The organism is Atlanticothrix silvestris CENA357, assembly GCF_016056295.1.
Classification (GTDB): domain Bacteria; phylum Cyanobacteriota; class Cyanobacteriia; order Cyanobacteriales; family Nostocaceae; genus Atlanticothrix; species Atlanticothrix silvestris.
Genome location: NZ_JAECZB010000049.1, coordinates 78,998 through 101,272 on the forward strand (window position 1 = coordinate 78,998; position 22,275 = coordinate 101,272).

Sequence of the window (22,275 nt, forward strand, 5' to 3'; positions counted from 1 at the left end):
AATGTCCAACTTATATGAATTCAACAGGTTAATAGTTATCACAGCACCAACAGTAGTAACAGCAGTAATAGCGACTCCAGCTATTTTGTTCCACGGAATATAGACATTCGACTTTACAGTCAGCTTTCGTTTGCCCTGCAATACTTCTAAGGCTTTTTGTGCCGAAGGGAAACGATCTTCCGTATCTGGCTCTAACATTTTCTCTAGCCAGTTGGCAAATTCTTTACTAATCTGCACGCGGGAACGAAAATTAATTTTTAAACCATCACTCTGCAAATCTGTGGGGGAACAGTGTGTCAAAAGAAATAATAAAGTTGCTCCTAAAGCATACAAATCAGTAGCAGGTGAGGCTTGCCCGCGAAACTGTTCGGGAGCCATATAACCATAAGTTCCTACTACTGTACTTCCACGCATAAAAGTTGTGTAATAGGTATGTTGTACAGCCCCAAAATCTACCAAAAATACTTGTCCATCGTCACGGCGAATAATATTTTGCGGCTTGATATCTCGATGGACTACAGGAGGCTTGAGTGAGTGCAAATAAACCAAAATTTCTAATATTTGTATAGCAATGCGCCGCACTTCATCTTCACTGGTGCGCCATCCACTTTCCACCAAAGCCGCCAGAGTCTTACCTTCTGCCAGTTGCTGGGCAATGTAAAAATAATGGTCTTCGAGGGCTTCTATCTGAAAATATCTTAAATATTGAGGAATACCCGGATGATTGAGTTGCGAGAGAATTTTTGCTTCTCGCTCAAACAACTCCATCATTTTCCAGTCGGTCATTCGGTGCAGCGATAAGGCTTTAAGAGCCACTTGTTGAGTGCTTTCTAAGTCTTGAGCAAGGTATGTCGTTCCACTTCCACCTTGTCACAAAGTATCTAGAATCCGATACTGATGGGCAATTATATCTTCCTTCTGGTGCAGCAGTTCCATCCGGCTTTAATTTTGTGTTGAGGATAGTGATAATTATATACAACACCTTCTTCTCCGTAGATTCCAGGTTTGTTGTTAATCTTATGGGGACAGGCGATCGCTATCATCATAATGAGATAGCTATAGCAATGCTTGAAGAAAAGGGATAATGCTTATCACATCAACTATTAACCACAAAGATACTAAGTATCTTTGTGGTTATACTCTGCCTAAATCAACTTAACTAACTAAACAGAAGCAGCGTTTTGACGATACCAGTCAATTGTATTCTTTAGCCCTTCCCTGAAGCCCACCTGAGCATTGAAATTAAAGGCTTGCTTGGCCCGTTCAGTATCTAAACACCTACGGGGTTGACCATTAGGTTTGTCAGTTTCCCAAACAATTTCACCATCAAATTCCATTAGTTCGCAGATGAGGGTGATTAAATCACGAATGGAGATTTCATAACCCGTTCCCAAGTTAACTGGTTCAGAGTCATTGTAAAATTGAGTACCCATGACAATTCCCCGCGCTGCATCTTCTGAATACAAAAACTCGCGGGTAGGGCTACCATCACCCCAAACAGGCAGTTCTTTTACTCCTTGAATTTGTGCTTCATGAACTTTGCGAATTAACGCTGGAATAACGTGGGAACTTCTGGTGTCAAAGTTATCTTCAGGGCCGTATAAATTTACTGGCAATAGATAAATACCATTAAAACCATACTGCTGGCGATAAGATTGCAACTGGACTAACAACGCTTTCTTCGCAACTCCGTAAGGCGCATTAGTTTCTTCTGGATAACCATTCCAAAGGTCATCTTCTTTAAAAGGCACTGGCGTAAATTTGGGATATGCACAGATTGTGCCAACACAAACGAATTTTTCTACTCCTGCTTGATGGGCAGCGTGAATTAGCTGGGTTCCCATGATCAAGTTGTCGTAGAATAACTCTGCTGGTTTTTCGCGATTGAGACCGATACCACCAACGTGAGCTGCTAAGTGGATAATAATGTCTTGCTGGTCAACTGCGCGCTGGCAATTTTCCCAAACACGTATATCATATTCACGCGATCGCGGAACTGTAATCTTCGCAATGTCAGCCCCAGCTTTACACAGTTGATCTATCACCTGACGACCCAGGAAACCTGCTCCACCAGTAACGAGAATCCGTTTATTTGTTAGTTCTAAGGCGGTCATTTTCTTATCCTCTGTGGTGTAAATCAGAAGTGGAGAGCGCCCAGTTCTTGACGAGTAGTAGCAATATCACGAGGTATGGAGGAACCATTGCCGTTGGGTAATGTATGACCCAACGCCTGTAGGTCTGCTTCTACCATCAGGGCTACAAGCTCCTTAAAGGTTACTGAAGGTTTCCAGCCCAACTTCTGTTGTGCCTTGGTAGGATCGCCGATTAACAAATCCACCTCAGCCGGACGCAGATAACGATCATCGAATTCTACATGATCTTGCCAATTGAGATTTACATAACCAAACGCCAGTTCTAGAAATTCGCGCACTGAGTGCGTTTCACCAGTAGCAATCACATAATCGTCTGGCTGGTCTTTTTGTAACATCAGCCACATTGCTTTGACGTAATCTTTGGCATAGCCCCAATCACGCTTGGCATCAAGATTGCCCATAAAAATTGTTTTTTGTTTACCAGCCACAATTCTGGCAACTGCCCTAGTAATTTTGCGGGTTACAAAAGTCTCACCCCGCCGTGGTGATTCATGGTTAAAAAGGATACCATTGCAAGCAAACAAGTTGTAAGACTCACGATAATTAACTGTTTGCCAGTGGGCGTAAACTTTAGCACAAGCATAAGGACTACGGGGATAGAAAGGCGTTGTTTCGCTTTGCGGTACTGCTTGTACTAAGCCATACATTTCTGAAGAACCTGCTTGGTAGAAACGCACCTCAATGCCGGTACGTCTTTGGTAGTCCCGGATTGCTTCTAAAAGCCTTAAGGTTCCCATCCCTACTGCATCGACAGTATATTCTGGTGAATCAAAGCTTACTCTGACGTGGGATTGAGCGCCCAGGTTGTAAATTTCTGTAGGCTGGACTTCTTCTAAGATGCGTCGCAGCGTTGTACCATCTGTCAAGTCACCATAGTGAAGCAGCAATCGCACTCCCTCTTTATGAGGGTCTTCGTAAATATGATCGATGCGGTCTGTATTAAAAGTAGAAGTCCGACGAATAATCCCATGAACCTCATAACCTTGCTCTAGCAAAAACTCACTCAGGTATGAACCATCTTGACCAGTAATACCAGTAATCAACGCTCGCTTGTTTTGGGTCATGCTCAATTATCCCTTGTTTTCTTGGATGAAATAGTCGCACTGCAATTGATACAACCTAGCAGCTAATCGCTAAATTGCCTAATGGGAAACCTACGGGTCTTAATTGATTGATACAGAAGTTTTCCGTAAATAAATATACTCAATAATAAATTAATTTAACAAGTCAGCCACTATCATCTCAACATTAGATTATTGAGGCATTTGGTATAAAATTTTTAATCTTTGCCAAAACTTTATATAGGCTGAGTTTTTGTTAAGACTGAACTAACTCAAAATTTGGAATGAACTGAATCCTAATTTTGTGTCCTATGCCAATGCCGAGTATATGTAAATTGTCAGGCAAGTCTGTTTGTTTTCAGTGCCCAGTGGTAAATAGTGTGGATGTTCTGGCGCTATAATCAACTGCTTGCTGAAAAATTTGTTTTTAGCGCAATGAGGTAAAATCAACAGTCCATAGGACAACAAGCCGGAAGTTGTCTTTTGACTTATCCGTAGCGGCGCTAGGGGCATAAACTGCCCCACATAAATAAAGGTTGAGTTTGTTGTTTAGTATGCTCCGTTATTTTTGGGGATAATGACCACATCAATCGTTTTCAACATGATCCATAAATCGAGCCAAAAGTTTCTAAATTTCACGTAATGCAAGTCTATTTGAACTCTTCGGGGGTAAGGAATGTCATTACGTCCCGAAACTTGCCACAATCCAGTTATTCCCGGTCGAATCGTTAAAATATGCTCGATATGGCAACCATATTTTGGTAATTCTTCTGCGACTAGAGGACGCGGCCCGACAACACTCATGTCTCCTTTTAAAACGTTCCAAAATTGGGGAAATTCGTCCAAGCTAGTAATTCGTAAAAAGCGACCAATTTTTGTAATGCGGGGGTCTTGTTTGAGCTTAAAACTGCTCTCAAATTCTTGCCGCAACTGGGGCGATGTTTCCATCATTTGCACTAGAACCTCATCCGCATTGCTCACCATTGTTCGGAATTTTATACAATTAAAGGGCTTGTAGTTTTTACCCACCCGTTCTTGGACATAAAAAATCGGGCCTTCTGAGCTTAAAGCAATCAGCAGGGCCAAGATTAAATAGACGGGGAAGAACAAAATTAACACCAACAGCGAAAACGTTATATCGAACAGTCGCTTGGCAAACTCTCCGTTTAAACCCTGAAAAGACAAACCTTTGGGTTTGACTCTGGGCATTTTTGTTTTTTGACCACGCTTTAAGAAAGTACGCGATCGCTTGCCGGAGAGGAGTGAGCTCTGGGCAGTCATCATACTCCTTAATAATCCACACCACACATAGTCCCAATCTTAAAGCCAAAAGGAGGTGCTTCTGGGGGGAAATTGCCAAAAGCCTATAAAACAATTACAAAAGTCAAGACCTTTGTGTAAGTGATGGTCTTTGCTCTTGGCAATTGTTTATAAAGTCCAGATAGCGCTGTGCAAAGATTTGCGGCGAAAACTGGGCGACGTGCGATCGCAAATACTCAGGATTAATCGAATCTTGATACATTTCAAATTTTTCTACTGCCTCCACTAAAGCTGCTTCTGTTTGCATCTTGAAGAAGATGCCTGTCCCTGTATCCACACAAGAGCGCAGATCTCGCACGGTTTCTAAAGCACCCCCTGCACCATAGGCAATCACCGGAGTACCACAAGCTTGTGCTTCCACTAAGGCAATGCCAAAATCTTCACAAGCTGCATACACAAATGCCCTAGCTCTGGCCATATATTTTTTTACCATATCATCAGGCTGCCATCCCAGTATTTTGATATTAGAGTTGGCTATTTCACGAATCTTCTTCATTTCACCTCCTGTACCAATGATCACCAATGGCCGTTGCAATTGATTAAAAGCTCTGACAATTAGAGATACCTGCTTATAACTTACTAACCGGGAAACTGTCAGGTAAAAATCCTCCTTTTGAGGAAAAAAAGGAAATGTCTCAATATTCACTGGCGGATAAATGACTGTTGCTTCTCGTCGATAACAGCGCCAAATGCGGCGAGCTGTATGGTGCGAGTTGGCAAGGAAATAATCAACGCGATTCGCACTCAATACGTCCCATTGACGCAAACGATGCAGCAAATAACGAGTTACCCATCCAGCCATACCATTTCCTAGCTTGCTTTGGCGTAGATAATCAAAGGTTAAATCCCAGGCATAGCGCATGGGACTGTGACAGTAGCAAATATGCAACTGTTCTGGAGTAGTCAAGACTCCTTTGGCTACAGCGTGAGATGAAGACAAAATGATGTCATATTGCCGCAAATCTAGTTGCTCAATCGCCAGTGGCAATAAAGGGAGATATTTTTGGACACCATTACGGACATCAGGCAAGTGTTGGAGAAACGTTGTGCCAATCTGACGTTGATATAAATAACTTTCACAATTGCTGGATTCAAAGTCAATCAGCGCATATAAATCGGCATCAACATGATTCAGAATTTCTTGGACAACTAGTTCTGAACCTCCAGTGGCCTTAGGTGTCAGCCACTCATGAACCAGAGCATATTTCAAGGGCACAGCTAACTTTAATGAGGTAGAAAATACGTAAGACAGCGTGAGGTTAACTGAAAAGTTTCCCTTTGATATTAACGAACGGGAAGCGCCCCAGGTTAAACCTAAGACGTAATTCTTTTCCTAGAGGTTCCAGAGGGATGCTGCAACCTGATAACCTCAGATAAGGTATTGGGGAGGCAGTACTTTGGGCGGGCAATGCCCGGCTTGTAGCAACTGCCGTCATTGGAAAAACTCTTCCCTCATCTCTAGCCTTTTTACAAAAACTGAAAATAGGAATTGAAAATTTATGCGAATTTTAATTATGGGTGGTACTAGGTTCATTGGTGTCTATCTGACGCAACTGCTGGTGGAAAAAGGACATGAGGTCGTGCTGTTCAATCGTGGTAAGCGTCCTCTACCTTCTTTACAGGGGGTAGGACAAATTATAGGCGATCGCACTGACCCCACCCAGCTAAAAGAAAAATTATCCTCGGAAAATTTTGATGCTATTTTCGACAATAACGGACGAGAGCTGACAGATACTCAACCACTAGCAGAAATTTTTCAAGACCGCGTGCAACACTTTGTTTACATGAGTTCTGCGGGAGTGTATCTCAAATCTGACCAAATGCCCCATATTGAAGGTGATGCAGTAGATCCTAAAAGTCGCCACAAGGGTAAGCATGAAACAGAAGTTTACTTGAGCCAACAAAGATTGCCTTTTACTTCCATTCGCCCAACGTATATTTACGGACCGCGCAATTATAATGACTTAGAAAGCTGGTTTTTTGACAGAATTGTACGTGATCGCCCAATTCCCATTCCTGGTAACGGGTTGCATATTACTCAGCTTGGTCACGTCAAAGATTTAGCCCAGGCAATGACTCAAGTTTTAGGCAATCAACAGGCTATCGGACAAATTTATAATATTTCAGGCGATCGCTATGTCACTTTTAATGGTTTAGCTCGTGCTTGTGCTGTAGCTGCTGGTAAATCACCCGATGCTGTAAACATTGTTAACTATGACCCAAAAAAATTTGATTTTGGTAAGCGCAAAGCTTTTCCAATGCGGGTGCAGCATTTCTTTGCCTCAGTGAATAAAGCTACAACAGAATTAAATTGGCAACCTGAGTATAATTTGATTTCTGGGCTTAATGATGCGTTTGAAAATGATTATTTAGCCAATGCACGAGATAAAGCTGAGGTAGATTTCTCTATGGATGAGGAGATTTTAAAAGCTTATTAACCCTGATCAAACCACCAAGGATCGCTACTAGAATTGGTTTTAATCAAATAAGCTTTCTTTCGCATGAATCGTTTTAGCGCTGCTGGCCCCATACGCGAACCTCCCATACCGGAGAATTTAAAGGCGTTTTTCTCGCCCTCATGCATAATTGCAGTGAGAGCAGCATCATTAATGCTAATTGCACCAGCATCTATTTGATGGGCAACTGCTAGTGCTTCTGCTTCCGATTCGGCAAACACAGCAGCACTTAGCCCATAAATAGAGTCGTTTGCCAAGTACACTGCTTCTTCCACTGTGGGAAAAGACATTACTGGCATAATGGGGCCAAAAGTCTCTTCAATCATCAATTTCATCGAATGATTAACCTGAGTAATCACTGTAGGACGACACCACCAACCCCCGCCTAATTCTTCAACTTTACCGCCGCAGTGAATTACTGCTCCTTTTTCAACCGCATCTAAGATATGGTCACTAATAATTGCTGCTTGTCTTTCGGCAATGATGGGGCCAATTTCTCCATTTTCAACTGTGGGGTAGGCTAACTGAAGACGATAAGCCTTGGCTACCAGTTGATGATAAAACTGTTCAAAGATCGATTCAGCAACGTAAATTCGCTCAATCGATAGACATGACTGTCCAGTATTGACGACTGAACCCCACAAAATTGCTGAGGTGGCTAATTCTAAATTGGCAGATTCTAAAACGATCGCTGGGTCTTTCCCTCCTAATTCTAAAAAAGCCGGAATAAAGCGTCTAGCTGCGACCTCTGCCACTTTTCGTCCTGTCGCCACACTACCTGTAAAACAAATTAAATCGACATTTTCGACTAAGGTAGCACCAGTTTCGCCTGCTCCCTCCACAAAACCCAGTACATCACGCAATATGGGAACAGTATTAAGGGCGATAATTAACGGCGCTACAAAGCGGGGAGCAATTTCACTGGGCTTAATAATCACAGCACAACCAGCCAACAAAGCTGGAATGGCATCAATTGTAGACAGCAACAATGGAAAATTCCACGGGCTAATTACCCCAACTAAAGGGTAAGGAACTGATTTTTGTTGTAATGCTATAAAAGGAATGGCCGTGTTTTTTGCAGAGTCTTGCAGCAAGTCTGGCGCTAAAGCGCACCAACGATCAATGCTAGAGAGAAAAGAGTCTATTTCTAGTAATGAGATGGATAATCTTCCCGTATCATTGACTAAAGCTTCTGTAAGCTGGTCGCGCCCAGACAATATGGCTTGCTTCCATTCCTGTAAAGCTTCAATTCTACCTTCTAAACTCATCTGATACCAACGAGTTTGCGCTCTGCGGGCGCGGTTACATTGCTGTGCCAGTAGTTTCGGGGGCGGTGGGATAATTACATAGTCAAGTTTTCCTGTCCGGGGATTTCGGACTTCTATTGGTTTAGTCATTGGTCATTTCCATTCCCTATTCCCCATTCCCAAATTTAAATTATCCCCAGTTTAGCTAAGCGTTCAATAGTTATTTGTTGTGTTTGTATGAAGTGTTTGCGGTCTACTTCTTTTTCGAGCATGGTGTTTGCCGGGTAAAATTGTGATTGACTGTAGCTTTGGGCGTATAGTTCAAACCGTTGCCGTGACAGTAAATTATTTAACCCTGGACGACGGCGATCGCGGCGTAAAGCTACTAAGTCAATTTCTGCAAAAGCTGCCATACTTTCACCTGTAGCGGTTTGCGCTAAAATAATTCCCCGATAGTCAATAATTTTAGAACCACCATCAGCAGAGGCAATGGGGATAGGGATATTAACGATACCTGCGGTATTGGCTGAAACTACGTAAGCCATATTTTCCACGGCACGAGTAATTTTAGCTGCATCTTTAGGCGCTAACGTCTGGCCATAAACTTCTGATGTGGAGTGGAGAAAAATTTCTGCTCCTCGCATTGCCAAACACCGCGCTACTTCTGGATATAAAATTTCTTCTGATGCCAATGCTGCTAAATTACCAATAGCTGTCTTTGCCACCGGGAAAACTCCCTCTAAGCCATAGCAATCGAGATATTTATCCCAGACATCATGGGGTGTAGGAGCAAATAGAGAATTTAGTCGTCGATATCGCAAGACAACCGATCCAGAAGGATCAATCACAAAACTTGTTTGAAAGTATAACCCCACAAAATTAGGATCAAGTTCGTAGGCATTGCCAGCTAAAAATATCTGATGCTTTTGGGCAATTTTAGCAAGTGCCTCATACTCAGCACCATTCATTTCTAAACAAGCTTTTTCTGCCCAGCCTGCCAAAGAATCTCCCATCGGAAAACCTGTGAGGAAATATTCTGGCAATACAATTAAACGACAGTCCAAACCAATGAAAGCAATACTAGCGGCAATTTGTTGCTCTAGACGGCTGATAGAATTTCGCATCAGCAAACGAGCTGCTTGGCGATCGCTTGCTTGATTGACTGCATGACATGTAACTTGCAGTGCTAAGGCACGGAATGCGTTGAAATGATCAGTCTGCTGAACCATTATTTGCCTTTGCTAGGTTGAAAATTAGCATTGCGATCGCATTTAGGTGATTACTAGAAAATTCCAAAAAATAAATTATCCAATTTATTCAGATTTTATTTTTCTTACTCTCCTGCTTCTTGTTCTTGATGCTCTACTTGCTTCCACGGTAATGTCACTGTAAATCGGCTACCTTTATCAAGTTGACTGTAAACAGCCACGCTACCACCATGCAATTCTGCAATCTTCCGCACTAGGGATAATCCTAACCCTGTACCCGCATAGCGACGAGTATAAGAATTTTCCACTTGAACAAAGGGTTGAAATAAATTAGGCAGATTTTCTGGTTCAATACCAATGCCAGTATCTACAACGCTAAAGTAAATTCGTTCTTGTGTGGCAACTGGTTGAACCTCTAACCAAACTTCACCGCCTTCTGGAGTAAATTTGACTGCGTTACTCAATAAATTGATCAGCAATTGCTGCATCCGGCGCTCATCAACTTGAATTGTTCCTATATTTTCAGGGATTTGGGTGCTAAGTTGAATATTTTTCTGAAATGCCAATTGTTTAACGAAATCGAGACTAGAATCACACAATTTTTGAATAGATGTAGGAGTGATTTCCAATTCCATCTTGCCTGATTCAATTTTGGCCAGGCTAAGCATGTTATTAATCAGTTCCAACAAATGCTGACCACTGTGTTCTACAGTGCTGAGAGATTGACGTTGCTGTTCGGTTAACGGCCCAAATACTTGATCTTGAAGTGCTTCTGTAATTCCCAGAATAGAGTTGAGGGGAGTCCGCAGCTCATAACTCATATTCCCCAAAAAGTTACTTTTGGCACGGTTGGCAACTTCAGCAGCTTCTTTAGCTTGACGTAGAGCAACTTCTGCTCGTTGGCGATCGCTGACTTCTAAAGTTAGTGCGACAAAATCAGCAATTGCTCCCACAAAGTTTTGCTCACTCAGTTCCCACTGACGTGGGGTTTTCACTTGTTCGTGAAACACCATACCAACAACTTCACCCCCAGCCAAAATAGGAGCATCAATCAAAGCCACAATGTTTTCTGGTTCTAGTAAATCATCCCAAAATTCTTGTACTCTTGGGTCTTTGCGAGTATCAGAGACGGTAATGGTACGAGCAGATGCTAACGCCTGAAAGTAGACAGGATAATCTGCTCGGTTGCGTTCTAGTCCAGAGGAATGTTTGTTTTGGCTACTTTCGTAGAGGTCTACACATTGCAATTTAGTGCGTTTGCTGTTAAAAAGCCAGATACTAACTCGCTCTACTAATAAAGCATTGGCGGCTTTTTCGGTAATGAATTTACAGGCTGTTTCCAAATCTCCATTAGCAACTGCTCTGTAATTTGCCAGTTCTGCTAATGCGAGGCTGTGTTGGCGCAGTCGCCGTTCATTATGGATACGCTCTTGAATTTCTTGTTGTAATTCTTGATTGCGTTGCTCAATACGCTGCTCTAGTTCTTCATTGGCCGTTGTGAGTGCAGCAAAGGATGTTTGCAACTGCTGTGTCATTTGATTAAATGATTGAGCCAATACTTCCAATTCTGCTATGCCTTGGACAATGACGGCTGATTTTTTTTCCTTGCCCAAACTTTTAGTCGTGGCTTTGACTGCTAAAGCTTTTGCAGCAATATTTAAAAGCATCACAGGTTGGGCAATCCAACGAGATAAGAGAATTCCTAAGACAGCAGTAAGTGCAAAAGCTGCCAAGCACAGCAAAATAGTAATTTGGGTATGGCGATTGATTTGCTCCATGAAGTCTGCTTCTGGAATCACCACCGCAATTATCCAATCTACATCTGGTTTGCCCCTAAAAGGTCTGACTTCTAAAAACTGCCGTTGTCCTCGAAACGAAAATTCTAGTTGCTGTAAACTTTGGATGCGGTTCAGATTGCCAAATTTGCGGGACAAGTATTCAGATGTAGCTTGAGTTAAAGAATTACTACTTTGAGATACAGCTACCCTGCTTGGTAGACCATTGTTAATACGGATAGGTTCTTCCCCTGTAGAAGATGCCACCAACAGTCCCGATGGCTGCATAATCACAATTTGTCCCGATTTACCTACCTTGATATTTCGCAGATCATCTCCGATTTTTGATAAACGCGTCAAAGTGCTATTGACTCCTAGCAGTTTACTTTGAGAATCATAGATAGGTTCATTAGCACTGAGTAACAGCGTCTTATCTGTGGGGGGTATAAAAATTTGACTAAAGCCAAATCTGCGATCACTGACTGCGGTTTGATAAAACGGACGCGATCGCGGATCGAAATTTTTCATCACTTCTGATAATTGGGTGCGTTTACCTCGATTATCGATTTTGTAGGTGTAGAGTTCGTAGTTGTTAGATTTACCAGCTTTTTTGACTAAAAAATTGTCATTACTGAGCTTTTCTACTGATAGATGTTCTCGTTGCTCATTGCTAATAGCAATCGCAACAGCAGTGGGAAAAATTTCCAATTGCTGCGTCAAGAATGGTTCCCATGCAGTGAGATCCTGCATATTTACTAGCCCCAACTGTAAAGCAGTCTGGTTGCCATGCAATACTTGACGAGGGGTAGAGAAAAAAGTCTGCAAATTCTGATCTACACGGTTAGCAATTTCCCGCCGCAATTCGCTGGAAACTTCATTTATTGCTTTGTGTCCATTAAGGAATGATAAATATCCGATTAACCCTACAGCCAGGGAGATTGTCAGCAAAAACGGCACTACGAGGACACGGCTGAGAGGTACGCCTTTTACCAGGGGCAAAAGCCTATTCTTACTAGGTTTTTGCTTCATCTGCTTGCTTTTCTCCCATGTTCAATTGCTTTTAGTATTTTGAGCATGGTTGGTTGCACCTTTGTCAAGCTGATCGCACCCATAATATTCATTCCTTAATCAGGTATATCTGCTTTTAGTGTTTTCCAACACTCACCTAAATACTAATTCGTAATACTCGTCAAAGGTGAGAAGCAAGTGACGTAATTTAGATACACAGAAAAAGGCTTGAGATCAGGAGTTAATAACCGCGTCATTACTTGGGTGGTAGTTTGACAGTCAGAAACCAAAAATTTTTGATCACCTGCATGATTTCCATCCACTGCTCAAAGTTAACTGGTTTAATTATGTAGCTGCTTGCAGCTAGGTCATAAGCTTTAATCATGTCTTCTTCAGATGGGGAAGTTGCCAGTATCACTACAGGAATTCGTCTGAGATTTACATTAGTCTTAATCTCTGTCAATACTGACCATCCGTCTTTTTTGGGCAAGTCCAAATCAAGTAGTACCAGATCCGGACGAGGTGCTAATGCATATTTATCTTGCTTCAGTAAAAATGCCATTGCCTCAACCCCATCTTCAACCACATTCATGTTAATCAAGATTGTGCTGTCTTTTAAGGCGATACTTATAAGTTGAGCATGATCATGATTGTCTTCTATTAACAGAACCTCCATTGGTATTAATAATGTCATAATATTTACAATTTTTAATAAAGTATTTTACTTCCTGGGTATAGTACGGAAAACTAAACCAAGTAAAATTATGTTATCAGCTTGATACTTGCTTTACATCTAACTATAGATGTAAAAAATCACACCTATCTAAACCAAAATCTTAATTTTTTTGTGTCTCAGGTCTAAGACTAAACGAGTAATACATTGATTAAATCAAGTTAGTAACATTCTGAAATACCTACAGGTAGGACTTCCTCCATAATTGAACCTAGACTGTCTAATTAGTATTTTTGAAAATGAAGGAAAAAAGGTGGGGAGGCTAGGGAGATAGAGAAAAATTAAACAATAACTATTTTTCACTCTCCCAGCTTCTTTGAAATAAAGGATATAACAATAAAACAATCAGGGGGTAGACAATACTGAGCTTAAGTTGTCGCCAACCTGAAGAATGTGGGTTATAAAGAAATCTCCAAATATCTAAGACTAAAAAAGCGATCGCTCGTCATACATCTTGAAAGAGCGAAAATTTCGTGACACTAATTGTTTGCTGATTCAGTTGTGAAGAGTCGATTTGAATCATCCACTTAGATTTGTCAGTAGATCATTTTGCGGAATATCAATTCAGAGTGCCACAGTATGAATGTTCCATATCGCCCAATAATTCCAACACATTTAATCAAAAGATTCCGATTTCCACTTTTGTTCGGATTCACAGTATTAATCTTATTCCTATTTTCGGTGACAGGAATACTCTCTGTAATGCCTTACCAATCAAGACAGTTGTTTGATTGGCAGAGTGTGAATACTCAAGGTATGGGTTATGTGACAGGGTTAGCGATCGCTCCATCATCACCTTATGATGTCTATGTTCGCACAGATGTTGGTGGTGCATATCGGTTCAACGACCAAAATGACCAATGGCTTCCCCTGATGGATATGTTTAATTCCAACTTTTCGGGAGGGGGAATCGGGGTAGAAAGCATCGCCATTGATCCTCAACAACCGCAGCGCGTTTATGTAGTAGTCAATCGCAATAACTTGAGCTTCCAGGATACTGATGGCAAGAAAAAATACAAGTATACTGGCGAGGTAATGGTTTCTGAAAATAAAGGAGCCAGTTGGCAACCAACAGGTTTAGGTGAAAAAAACGTCTATGTTGGCCCCAACCAAGCTTACCGTTCTGATACAGGTGAGAGATTAGCAGTTGATCCCAATCAGTCTAATTTGCTTTATTTTGCCTCTCGCAGAAATGGTCTTTGGAAAAAGGATGGTCAACAAGCATGGACTCAAGTTTCCAATGGCTTACCTGCTCCTAGTAGCTTGCCACAATATAAAAAGCCTGACGGTTCTGACAATCCAGATATACCTGGTTTTACCTTTGTTGGGTTTGACAAAAACAGTGGTAAACCTAATAACCCTACCCAGAAAATTTATGTTGGGGTTCATGGGAGTGGTGTTTGGTGCAGTACTGACGGCGGTAAATCTTGGACAAATATTGCTGGTGGTATAGATCCATTACGCAGTGCGATCGCCTCTGATGGAACTTTGTATGTTAGCTTCGGCACATGGGGGGGAAATGGTACTCAAACATCTGGTGCAGTCCGCAAGTACAAAAACGGCGCATGGACTGATATTAATCCTGACGGGACTAACAGATTCTATTCAGCTGTAACCGTCCAAGCAGACCAACCAAATACAGTGATGGCCATCTCCGATCGCAATGTCTATCGTTCCACAAACGGAGGTACAACTTGGAATCAGCAGACTATGCAGATGGGCGCTTATGATGCTAACAATCCCCAAGATCATGTAAATTTCTCTGCGCCTCCTTATTATCAGTCGTACTCCGCCACAGGTGCAGCAGCAATTGCCATCGATCCCAGTAACCCCAAACAAGTTTGGTGGACAAATGGCTGGGGTGTGGCGCGAACTGATAATGTTACAGCTGCTACCCCAACTTATAAATGGCTGATGAAAAATCTGGAGGAACTCGATGCAAACATGGTGCGCGTTCCTCCCAAGCCCAAGGCCAAAGGAGGAGCCGATTTATTGAGTGCTGTACAAGATATGATTGGCTTTCGTCATCTAGACCGTAAACATATACCATGCAACAAGATTAACCCAACAAACATTCCCATCAATCCTGCCTATAAATGGGCAAACCCCGATTGGCAGGTTTATCCTACACCATTTCCTCATGTTGCTGGCGCGACAGGTATGGATTATTCTTATAAAAAACCTGACTATGCTGCATTTGTAGGCTTCCACCAGTGGCAAGGTTATTGGCCAGTCTATGGTATGACTAAAGATAACGGTCAAACTTGGCAGGCCTTCGATTCTATTCCTAAAGAAACATTTTGGAAATCGGACAAATCTGGTCAGGAACAGGCTATGCCAATCGGCGGTCAGATAGCCATGTCCCCCACTAATCCGCAAAATATGGTCTGGGCACCTACTTGGGGAACCTGGCCACACTACACCATCGATGGTGGTAAAACATGGAAGTTGACTAACAATCTAGACCATCCATCTCCACCGAGTCCCTATGACCCCAAGAACAACGAGCATACACATTACACAGCCCTACCCAAATCTTGGCCTAATACCATTTCTCCGTGGGTGAATACGTATATATTGGCAGCAGATCGCCAAGACCCACAAGGACAAACTTTCTATTATTACGACGGTTGGACGTTTTACTACAGTAAAGATGGTGGTGCAAATTGGCAAAAAGGTGCATCGGGAAATTTGCCTACATGGCTAATTCGTCCAGCAATTGTTCCGAATCCCACAAAAATGGGTGATGTCTGGATGAGTTTTGCTCGCAACCCTGAAGATATCAATGGTAATAAATTATATCGTTCTCTTGATGGCGGCAAAACTTTTAGTATTATTTCATCGGTAGATAGCTGCGAGTTAATTGCCTTCGGTAAGGGTTCCTCAAATACCAACCCGTATATCTACATTTTCGGTCGTGTTGGTGGCGCGAATCAAGACACAATGTACAAATCTCAAGATATGGGTAAAACTTGGGTGCCAATCAGTAATCCTAATATATTGCAATTTCCTGGGTTGACTTATATAGAAGGTGATATGCGATCGCCAAATATCATTTATGCTGCATTGGCAGGTCGTGGCATTATGGTGGGCGAACTTACATCAAAATAGCGCTTGAATTGGCAGCCCAAATCCTAAGTAATTTCTAATAGTTAGAAATACAGTCAATATACCAATAAAAAAAGCAGTAATCTGAAGGTCTTGAGTTAAACAAGAGAGTTTTTCTTGCCAAAGCCCATAGAGGTTAACTAGATATAAAGGCAAATCACTCACTGCAATCAAGATAATTGCTCCGACTGTACCAAAATAGAAAAACATTAGGGGTAATCCCAAGCCAATGACCACAAACCCTGCTAAGTTACTTTGGGCAGTATACAAAGGTTTGCCAATTGCCAATAAAGCCGGACTAATAGTGTAAAATAATACGGAAAACCAAATACCACAGGACAAAATTGGCATCATCCAAGTTGCATCTGCATACCTATTGTCATAAAGTACAGCGATAACTAAATCGCCAACAGTCACTAAAGCTGCTAATGATATTGCAAACCCAATTAATATCATTTGACGTTGGCGAAGAATCTTAATTCGCAAACTTGATCTTGGTAAGTCAATTTGGTTGGAAATTGCTGGAAAAATAACTCTGTGACTAACAGTTTTAATAATTTCGCGGGGTATACCTGCGAGAGTATAAGCTACTGTATAAACTCCTAATAATTTAAATGAAAGTAATTTAGCGAGAATTAAGCGATCGGCTTGCTCGTTTAAAAATGTTAATCCTGTTGCTAGAAATATCCATTTACCGAAAGATACGATTTCTTTAAGTGCATCTTTGTCCCAAGCAAAACGGTTGGAATATTTGGGTATTAATAAATAGCTACCTAGCATTCTATATATTGCTCCTGCTACTACTCCAATAGCTAGGGATATAATGCTGGGATTTAAGTAAGCTAAAATCAGTAAGGTAGTTAGTGTTAATACCTGTACAACGAGTTCAAATACGGTATATCTGCCTAAGTTGATCCGACGATGCAGAGTATGTATGCTAGTGCAACTAAATCCGTCAAAAACTGAGGATAATCCCACGATGGGAATTAACCACAGCAGGCGATCGTCATTGTAGAATTTTGCCATTGGCCAAGCTAGTAGTAGGCAAAATAGCCAAAGTGCTAAGCCACGAAGTACGGCTAATGTCCAGGCGGTATTTAAAAAAGCTGGCTCATCACCACGTTTATTGTTAACAATACTTTGAGCAATACCAATGTCTGAGAATAATTCGATACCAACTCTTAGGGTGTTGGCTACAGCCATCAGACCAAAAAACTCTGGTACTAATAGACGAGTTAATATCAAGTTGCTACCAAACCGCAGAACTTGGCTACTTCCATAACCTGCTATTGTCCAGATTGCTCCACGGATAGCCAGTTTTTTCAAAGATGTCATAATTATTTCAAATTCGGTGGAATAATGCACTTATTTAATGACATTAAAACAAGACAATAAAGTCATTAAATAGTTTTTAAAGTAAGCATGAAACTGATTTGCTCTCGAATGGAATTACTCAGCTATTAAAAGTTTAATTGATGATACTATTTGTCTATTAAGTCGCCCCTAATTAAGCTACTAAACTGCGGTTCATACAACAATGCTCTTTTTCTTCAGATTTTTGAGTGTAAACATGTATGGAAATTCTAATTTTAAGCAAATCATACTAAGGGCAATGGGAGCGTAAATACCAATTGTTGTTCCTAAAATAAAATGGATGACTGGTTCTGTAACACCAAATATTTTTTGGATCACAATGCGTAAAATAGACGCAGCAATGGTGTGAGCAACAAAAATTTCTAGAGAAAATATTCCCCAGTTTTTGACTGATGATACAAGATTGAACTTGTCCAGTAAAACTGCCAAACTAATTGAAGATCCAATTCCAAATATTGCCAAAAGAGGAATTGCAATTAAGTTTTCTGCAAGTTGAAGTTGAACTGCTAACCCAACTACAAGATATCCTGTTAAGGTCATCAGTAGCAAGGTATAAGGCTTAGTTCTGGCAATAAATGATGTCAAGACACCACTACCTATAACTGCCCCTAGAGCAAAGTAAATTGCATGGCGACGAAATAAATACGATACGCCCCAAGGGCCGAAGCTGACATCTAAGACATGCAAACTGTAAAGCAAAATCGAAAAAGCTAAAAATAAAACTGGAGATAGTTTTAGCTTATTAAAGATTCCATAAACCAAGAAGATAGCAAATAGAGTATAAAGGAACCAAAACTGCATGATTGGCTCATAACCAATCTTTAAAATATCGCTAAGTGAGGATGGCTTGTTGGTGTAACGCGATCCTACAGCTTGAAATATACCTTGTAATACAGACCAAATGAAATAGGGATAGGCGATTGTATACAACTTATCTAACATAAAACTGTTCAAAGGTTTAGATAGCGATCGCTGTACAAACAAACCTGAGATAAAAAAGAACAGAGGCATGTGAAAAGCATAAATCCAACTATCAACAAAGTTCAGCAGTGTAGTTGGTTGCAATATAGAACTGTTTACTAGTCCGCGAAGAATGTGCCCAACCACAACTAAAAAAATGCCGATTCCTTTGGCATAGTCAACCCAATATAATCGTCTCTGCATTAAAGTATTTGAATGAATTGGTTTTAAAGATTCTTCCTGAGTCATAAGAATATTTATGTAATCAAAGTTTTAAGGGTATTTAAGCTAATTAACCAAGATTTCGGTTAATTGCAGAAATTTAACTTTAGTCATAGCTGTTGCTAGGTAGTTTAGGACATAAGCTGTTTTAAAATCCTGATACCAAGAGACTTTTAAGCCTGTTTATTTTTCTCTATTTCCTGTCCGCTGCTATAGTATTGAAACTTTGGAGATTTGTGATTTTCTCGAAACAAATTGATCAATTTGCTTGCTTCTTGCGCGATATTATGCATATCTTTTACAGAAGCATGTCCAGCTTTACCCATTTGCTCAAGTTTATCTGGGGGAAATTGTAGTACTTGATGCATGGCTTCTGCTAAAGCTTCCACTGAACCTGATGGTACAAGCCATCCGTTAACTCCCGGTCTTACCAGTTCAGGAATTCCAGCAATATAAGTACTAACAACTGGACGCTCTAATGCCAAAGCTTCCATAATTACTACAGGTAGTCCTTCTGCAAAGCTAGCTAGAATGAAAGCCCTAGAGTTCATAATATATTTTTGAACCTCAGCACCACTAGCCCAACCAGTAATCTTGATGTGCTGTTCTAGACCATAGTTTGCAATTAAAGTTTCTATTTCCGGTCTCAAAAGACCATCACCGACTAAAGTCAAATTACACTGCAATCCTTCAATTGCTAGTTGCTTGACTGCTTCTATTAATAGTAGTTGTCCTTTTTGTTCACAAAGGCGACCGACACATACTAAGTTTGGCTCTGATGTAATTGCTGTCGTAGGACAATTTAAAAAATAATTGTCCACACCACAGCGAACCACATGAATCTTTTTCCATTGTTGATGGTCACACCAACGATAAAGCTGACCTCTACTAAAGTTACTAATAGTGACAACAAATGCAGCTCGATTTATCTTCTCCGTAAGAGCTAAACTTTTGGGTTGGTCAAATTCCTCTGGGCCGTGAACTGTAAAACTATAAGGAGGCCCACCTATCGCTTGACATAACATTGCTACAGTGGTTGGATTGGTTCCGAAGTGAGCGTGTAAATGAGTTATCCCTGATTCATGAAACCAATTCAGCAAAATACAAGCTTCAGCTAAATATATGATGTGGTAAAGAATACCTCGATTGGAAGACTTACCAATTTTAAGAGCCAAAAATAAACCTCTAAGCCAAGGAATTGGTCTATTTATGGCAACCTTGAATAGGTTAAGCAGCAAACCTAGTATGCCTACACCCAAAACTATTCGAGTTTTCTGTAATTCCAGTTTGTCCTCTGAATCAACCAATTCAGATTCGCATGAGCGAATGGAAAAACGTGACACTGATAGACCGCTAGCCTCAATTGCTGCAATTTCACGTCGGATAAAACTGTGGCTGACTTTAGGATATTGATTAACCAGATATGCAATTTTCATGTTGACTTTGAATGCATTAATTGAACCTGTTTATGGCCACAGGGTATCTGAAAATAAAATTTGGAATTTTGTCAAAATTAAAAAATATACAAGTTATTTGCACGTTAGCTTAAACCAACATGAAGTAAACCAAAGTCAAGGAAATCATACAGTGTTAAAGTATTTCTATTTATAACCTGTTCAGATTACATACTGCGCTTACTACTTAATTAAGTAGTGAGTACAGCTTCCTGAAACAAATATGACACTAACACAAGATTTTTGCAAAGTACATTCAATGAATATGTGTAAATTTTATCTATAGATACGAAGTTGTTTTTGAAAATTACTATAAAGATTACCTTTTAAATTATCTTCAAAACAACCTAAGCAAAGACTGAAAAACAAAGCCTACTAAAACTTTCAGAGAATTTAATCGATAATTTGAGAGACAGTAGTATTCCACTTAGCAATAGTACAAAGAATAACGCAGATGTTACCGTACACATCAGTAATAATGATCTAAAGAGGAAAAAAACATTGTTTTAGATGGCTATTTGCATCTTCTTAAGAGGGTAATTTAGGCAAATGAGTAATCTACTTTCAGCACTAATACCAAACCTTTTCTAGTTTTCATAGCACAATTTATCATGGTATTCTTTACAACCTCTTTAAGAATATTTTCGGTATTTACATATTAATTTCATCTTAACTTTATATTAACTATTTGCAATTACTGAAAAAAAAGTTATATTCAACTTTAGTATTAAGTAAATATACACAATTCAATTCAGTCATCAACTTAACCTGCGGTTTGCAGATTGTAGTAGTTTAACCTGATTTTATTTCTTGTTCAGTGCATATTGTTGGTTATCTATAAAGCAAAACTACTAATTTGGCTAGATTCCGTAAAAATTTTCCACTTAATTAGCAATTATTTTGACAGTGGTTATGAGACAAGTGAAGGTGCTAAATGTATCCATCAACAACATCACAATGACTGAGTTGTTAGAAAATTTACAGTATGGTGGTGTTGTGTTTACACCTAATGTAAATCACGTTATGCAATTGCAGAAAAATCCAGATTTTTATTATGTTTACAAAGAGGCAGACTATATAGTTTGTGATAGTAAGATCCTGATGTATGCAGCTTCTTTCTTGAATATACGAATTAAGGAGAAAATTTCGGGGTCTGATTTATTCCCAGCTTTTTATAATCATTACAAACATGATGAAAATGTCAAAATATTTTTGCTGGGAGGTGAAGCAGAATTAGTTAAGACTGCACAACGAAAGATTAATGCCAAAGCCGGTCGAAATATAGTTGTAGCAGCCCACTCACCTTCGTTTGGATTTGAGAAGAACGAAGAAGAGTGCCAAAATATTGTCAATATGATTAATTCTTCAGGAGCTACAGTTCTAGCAATTGGTGTAGGCGCTCCTAAGCAAGAAATGTGGATTTCTAAATATAAAGGGCAACTTAAGAAAATCAAAACATTCTTAGCTATTGGCGCAACTATTAATTTTGAGGCAGGAAATTTCCAGCGATCGCCAAAATGGATGAGTGAAGTTGGAATAGAATGGTTACATAGGCTACTAAGCGAACCTCAGCGGCTTTGGAAGAGATATCTTTTTGATGCCATCCCATTTTTATTTTTAATATTGCAACAAAAGTTCCAACTTTATGAAAATCCTTGGTCAGTAGTTAAGCAACATCAACTTAATAAACGGGACTATGGGACGTTTTCCAAAGCAGGTCACAAAAAGGAGAACATGATCGCCATCAACACGTCTTTAAGCATGAACCCGGAAAAAGAAGAAGCTTTACAAGAACATATCCAGGCGATCACTAAAATCCTCTACGAGGATAGCCCTACCAAATAGTCAACAACACTCACAGGGATTGAACAAACTATCCATAGCCAAATGCATAAATATGTCATGCCTGAAGTCGAACTTTACTTGTCAAAACGATTACAAAAGCAGCTATAGTATACTGCTAACAAGCTAACAATCTCTAGCATCATACTTGCAGCAGCTAAAAAATAAAAATTCAACATACTTAGTTAATAAGCTGTAGTTGTTTGTGAAGAGTTTTTAGGAAAGTGTAGAAAACCCTGGTCTATTCCTTAAAAGATTTGCTAAGTTATTAGACATCTTAACAAAAGTAGTTTTTGCAACATTATGAATAAAAGGTAAAAAAATAACTTTTATCTCTGCTTTTATCCATAAGCC

Annotated in this window: 14 protein-coding genes and 1 pseudogene; 3 read left to right on the forward strand and 12 right to left on the reverse strand. The window is 40.2% G+C overall.

The window, feature by feature from the left end; translation table 11 throughout:
- Positions 1-159: 159 nt before the first annotated feature.
- From I8751_RS29685 to I8751_RS16140, 5 genes and pseudogenes are all read right to left on the reverse strand, one after another.
- A pseudogene (locus tag I8751_RS29685) lies at positions 160-858 on the reverse strand (serine/threonine protein kinase); the annotation flags it as partial.
- Between the two features lie 305 nt (positions 859-1,163).
- Positions 1,164-2,114: a GDP-L-fucose synthase family protein gene (locus I8751_RS16125; RefSeq protein ID WP_214440155.1), complete on the reverse strand. Its 951-nt coding sequence runs from the start codon at positions 2,112-2,114 to the stop codon at positions 1,164-1,166.
- 23 nt (positions 2,115-2,137) lie between these two features.
- Positions 2,138-3,217 carry a GDP-mannose 4,6-dehydratase gene (gene gmd / locus I8751_RS16130; RefSeq protein WP_214440156.1) on the reverse strand — a complete coding sequence of 360 codons (1,080 nt, stop codon included), beginning with the start codon at positions 3,215-3,217 and terminating at the stop codon, positions 2,138-2,140.
- Between the two features lie 546 nt (positions 3,218-3,763).
- Positions 3,764-4,495, reverse strand: coding sequence for a sugar transferase (locus tag I8751_RS16135; protein WP_214440243.1), 732 nt, complete (start codon positions 4,493-4,495; stop codon positions 3,764-3,766).
- A gap of 103 nt (positions 4,496-4,598) precedes the next feature.
- On the reverse strand, positions 4,599-5,750 hold the full coding sequence (locus tag I8751_RS16140) for a glycosyltransferase (protein ID WP_214440157.1): 1,152 nt from the start codon (positions 5,748-5,750) through the stop codon (positions 4,599-4,601).
- Positions 5,751-6,033: 283 nt separating this feature from the next.
- On the opposite strand from I8751_RS16140, the gene I8751_RS16145 reads away from it, so the two are divergent.
- Positions 6,034-6,972 (forward strand): NAD-dependent epimerase/dehydratase family protein, encoded by a 939-nt coding sequence (locus I8751_RS16145; protein WP_214440158.1) that lies wholly within the window; start codon positions 6,034-6,036, stop codon positions 6,970-6,972.
- On the opposite strand, the gene I8751_RS16150 is transcribed toward I8751_RS16145, so the two are convergent.
- From I8751_RS16150 to I8751_RS16165, 4 genes are all read right to left on the reverse strand, one after another.
- A complete protein-coding gene (locus I8751_RS16150) occupies positions 6,969-8,387 on the reverse strand; it encodes an aldehyde dehydrogenase family protein (protein WP_214440159.1) in 1,419 nt (472 codons plus the stop codon). The two genes, I8751_RS16145 and I8751_RS16150, sit on opposite strands and share 4 nt — an antisense overlap.
- Positions 8,388-8,422: 35 nt before the next feature.
- Positions 8,423-9,466, reverse strand: a complete 1,044-nt coding sequence (locus I8751_RS16155; RefSeq protein WP_214440160.1) for a nitrilase-related carbon-nitrogen hydrolase — start codon at positions 9,464-9,466, stop codon at positions 8,423-8,425.
- A gap of 104 nt (positions 9,467-9,570) precedes the next feature.
- Entirely contained in the window at positions 9,571-12,249 is a 2,679-nt protein-coding gene (locus tag I8751_RS16160) for an ATP-binding protein (protein WP_214440161.1), read from the reverse strand.
- A 235-nt stretch (positions 12,250-12,484) separates the two neighbouring features.
- Positions 12,485-12,922, reverse strand: coding sequence for a response regulator (locus I8751_RS16165; RefSeq protein WP_214440162.1), 438 nt, complete (start codon positions 12,920-12,922; stop codon positions 12,485-12,487).
- A 741-nt stretch (positions 12,923-13,663) separates the two neighbouring features.
- Between I8751_RS16165 and I8751_RS16170 the strand changes: the two genes are divergently transcribed.
- Positions 13,664-16,072, forward strand: a complete 2,409-nt coding sequence (locus I8751_RS16170; protein WP_225894191.1) for an exo-alpha-sialidase — start codon at positions 13,664-13,666, stop codon at positions 16,070-16,072.
- On the opposite strand, the gene I8751_RS16175 is transcribed toward I8751_RS16170, so the two are convergent.
- From I8751_RS16175 to I8751_RS16185, 3 genes are all read right to left on the reverse strand, one after another.
- Positions 16,064-17,404 carry an oligosaccharide flippase family protein gene (locus I8751_RS16175; protein ID WP_214440164.1) on the reverse strand — a complete coding sequence of 447 codons (1,341 nt, stop codon included), beginning with the start codon at positions 17,402-17,404 and terminating at the stop codon, positions 16,064-16,066. The genes I8751_RS16170 and I8751_RS16175 overlap by 9 nt on opposite strands.
- Before the next feature lie 192 nt (positions 17,405-17,596).
- Positions 17,597-18,652, reverse strand: a complete 1,056-nt coding sequence (locus tag I8751_RS16180) for an acyltransferase family protein (RefSeq protein ID WP_214440165.1) — start codon at positions 18,650-18,652, stop codon at positions 17,597-17,599.
- 146 nt (positions 18,653-18,798) lie between these two features.
- Positions 18,799-20,061 carry a glycosyltransferase family 4 protein gene (locus I8751_RS16185; protein WP_214440166.1) on the reverse strand — a complete coding sequence of 421 codons (1,263 nt, stop codon included), beginning with the start codon at positions 20,059-20,061 and terminating at the stop codon, positions 18,799-18,801.
- A 930-nt stretch (positions 20,062-20,991) separates the two neighbouring features.
- Here I8751_RS16185 and I8751_RS16190 point away from each other — a divergent pair.
- Positions 20,992-21,924 carry a WecB/TagA/CpsF family glycosyltransferase gene (locus I8751_RS16190; RefSeq protein ID WP_214440167.1) on the forward strand — a complete coding sequence of 311 codons (933 nt, stop codon included), beginning with the start codon at positions 20,992-20,994 and terminating at the stop codon, positions 21,922-21,924.
- Positions 21,925-22,275: the final 351 nt, after the last annotated feature.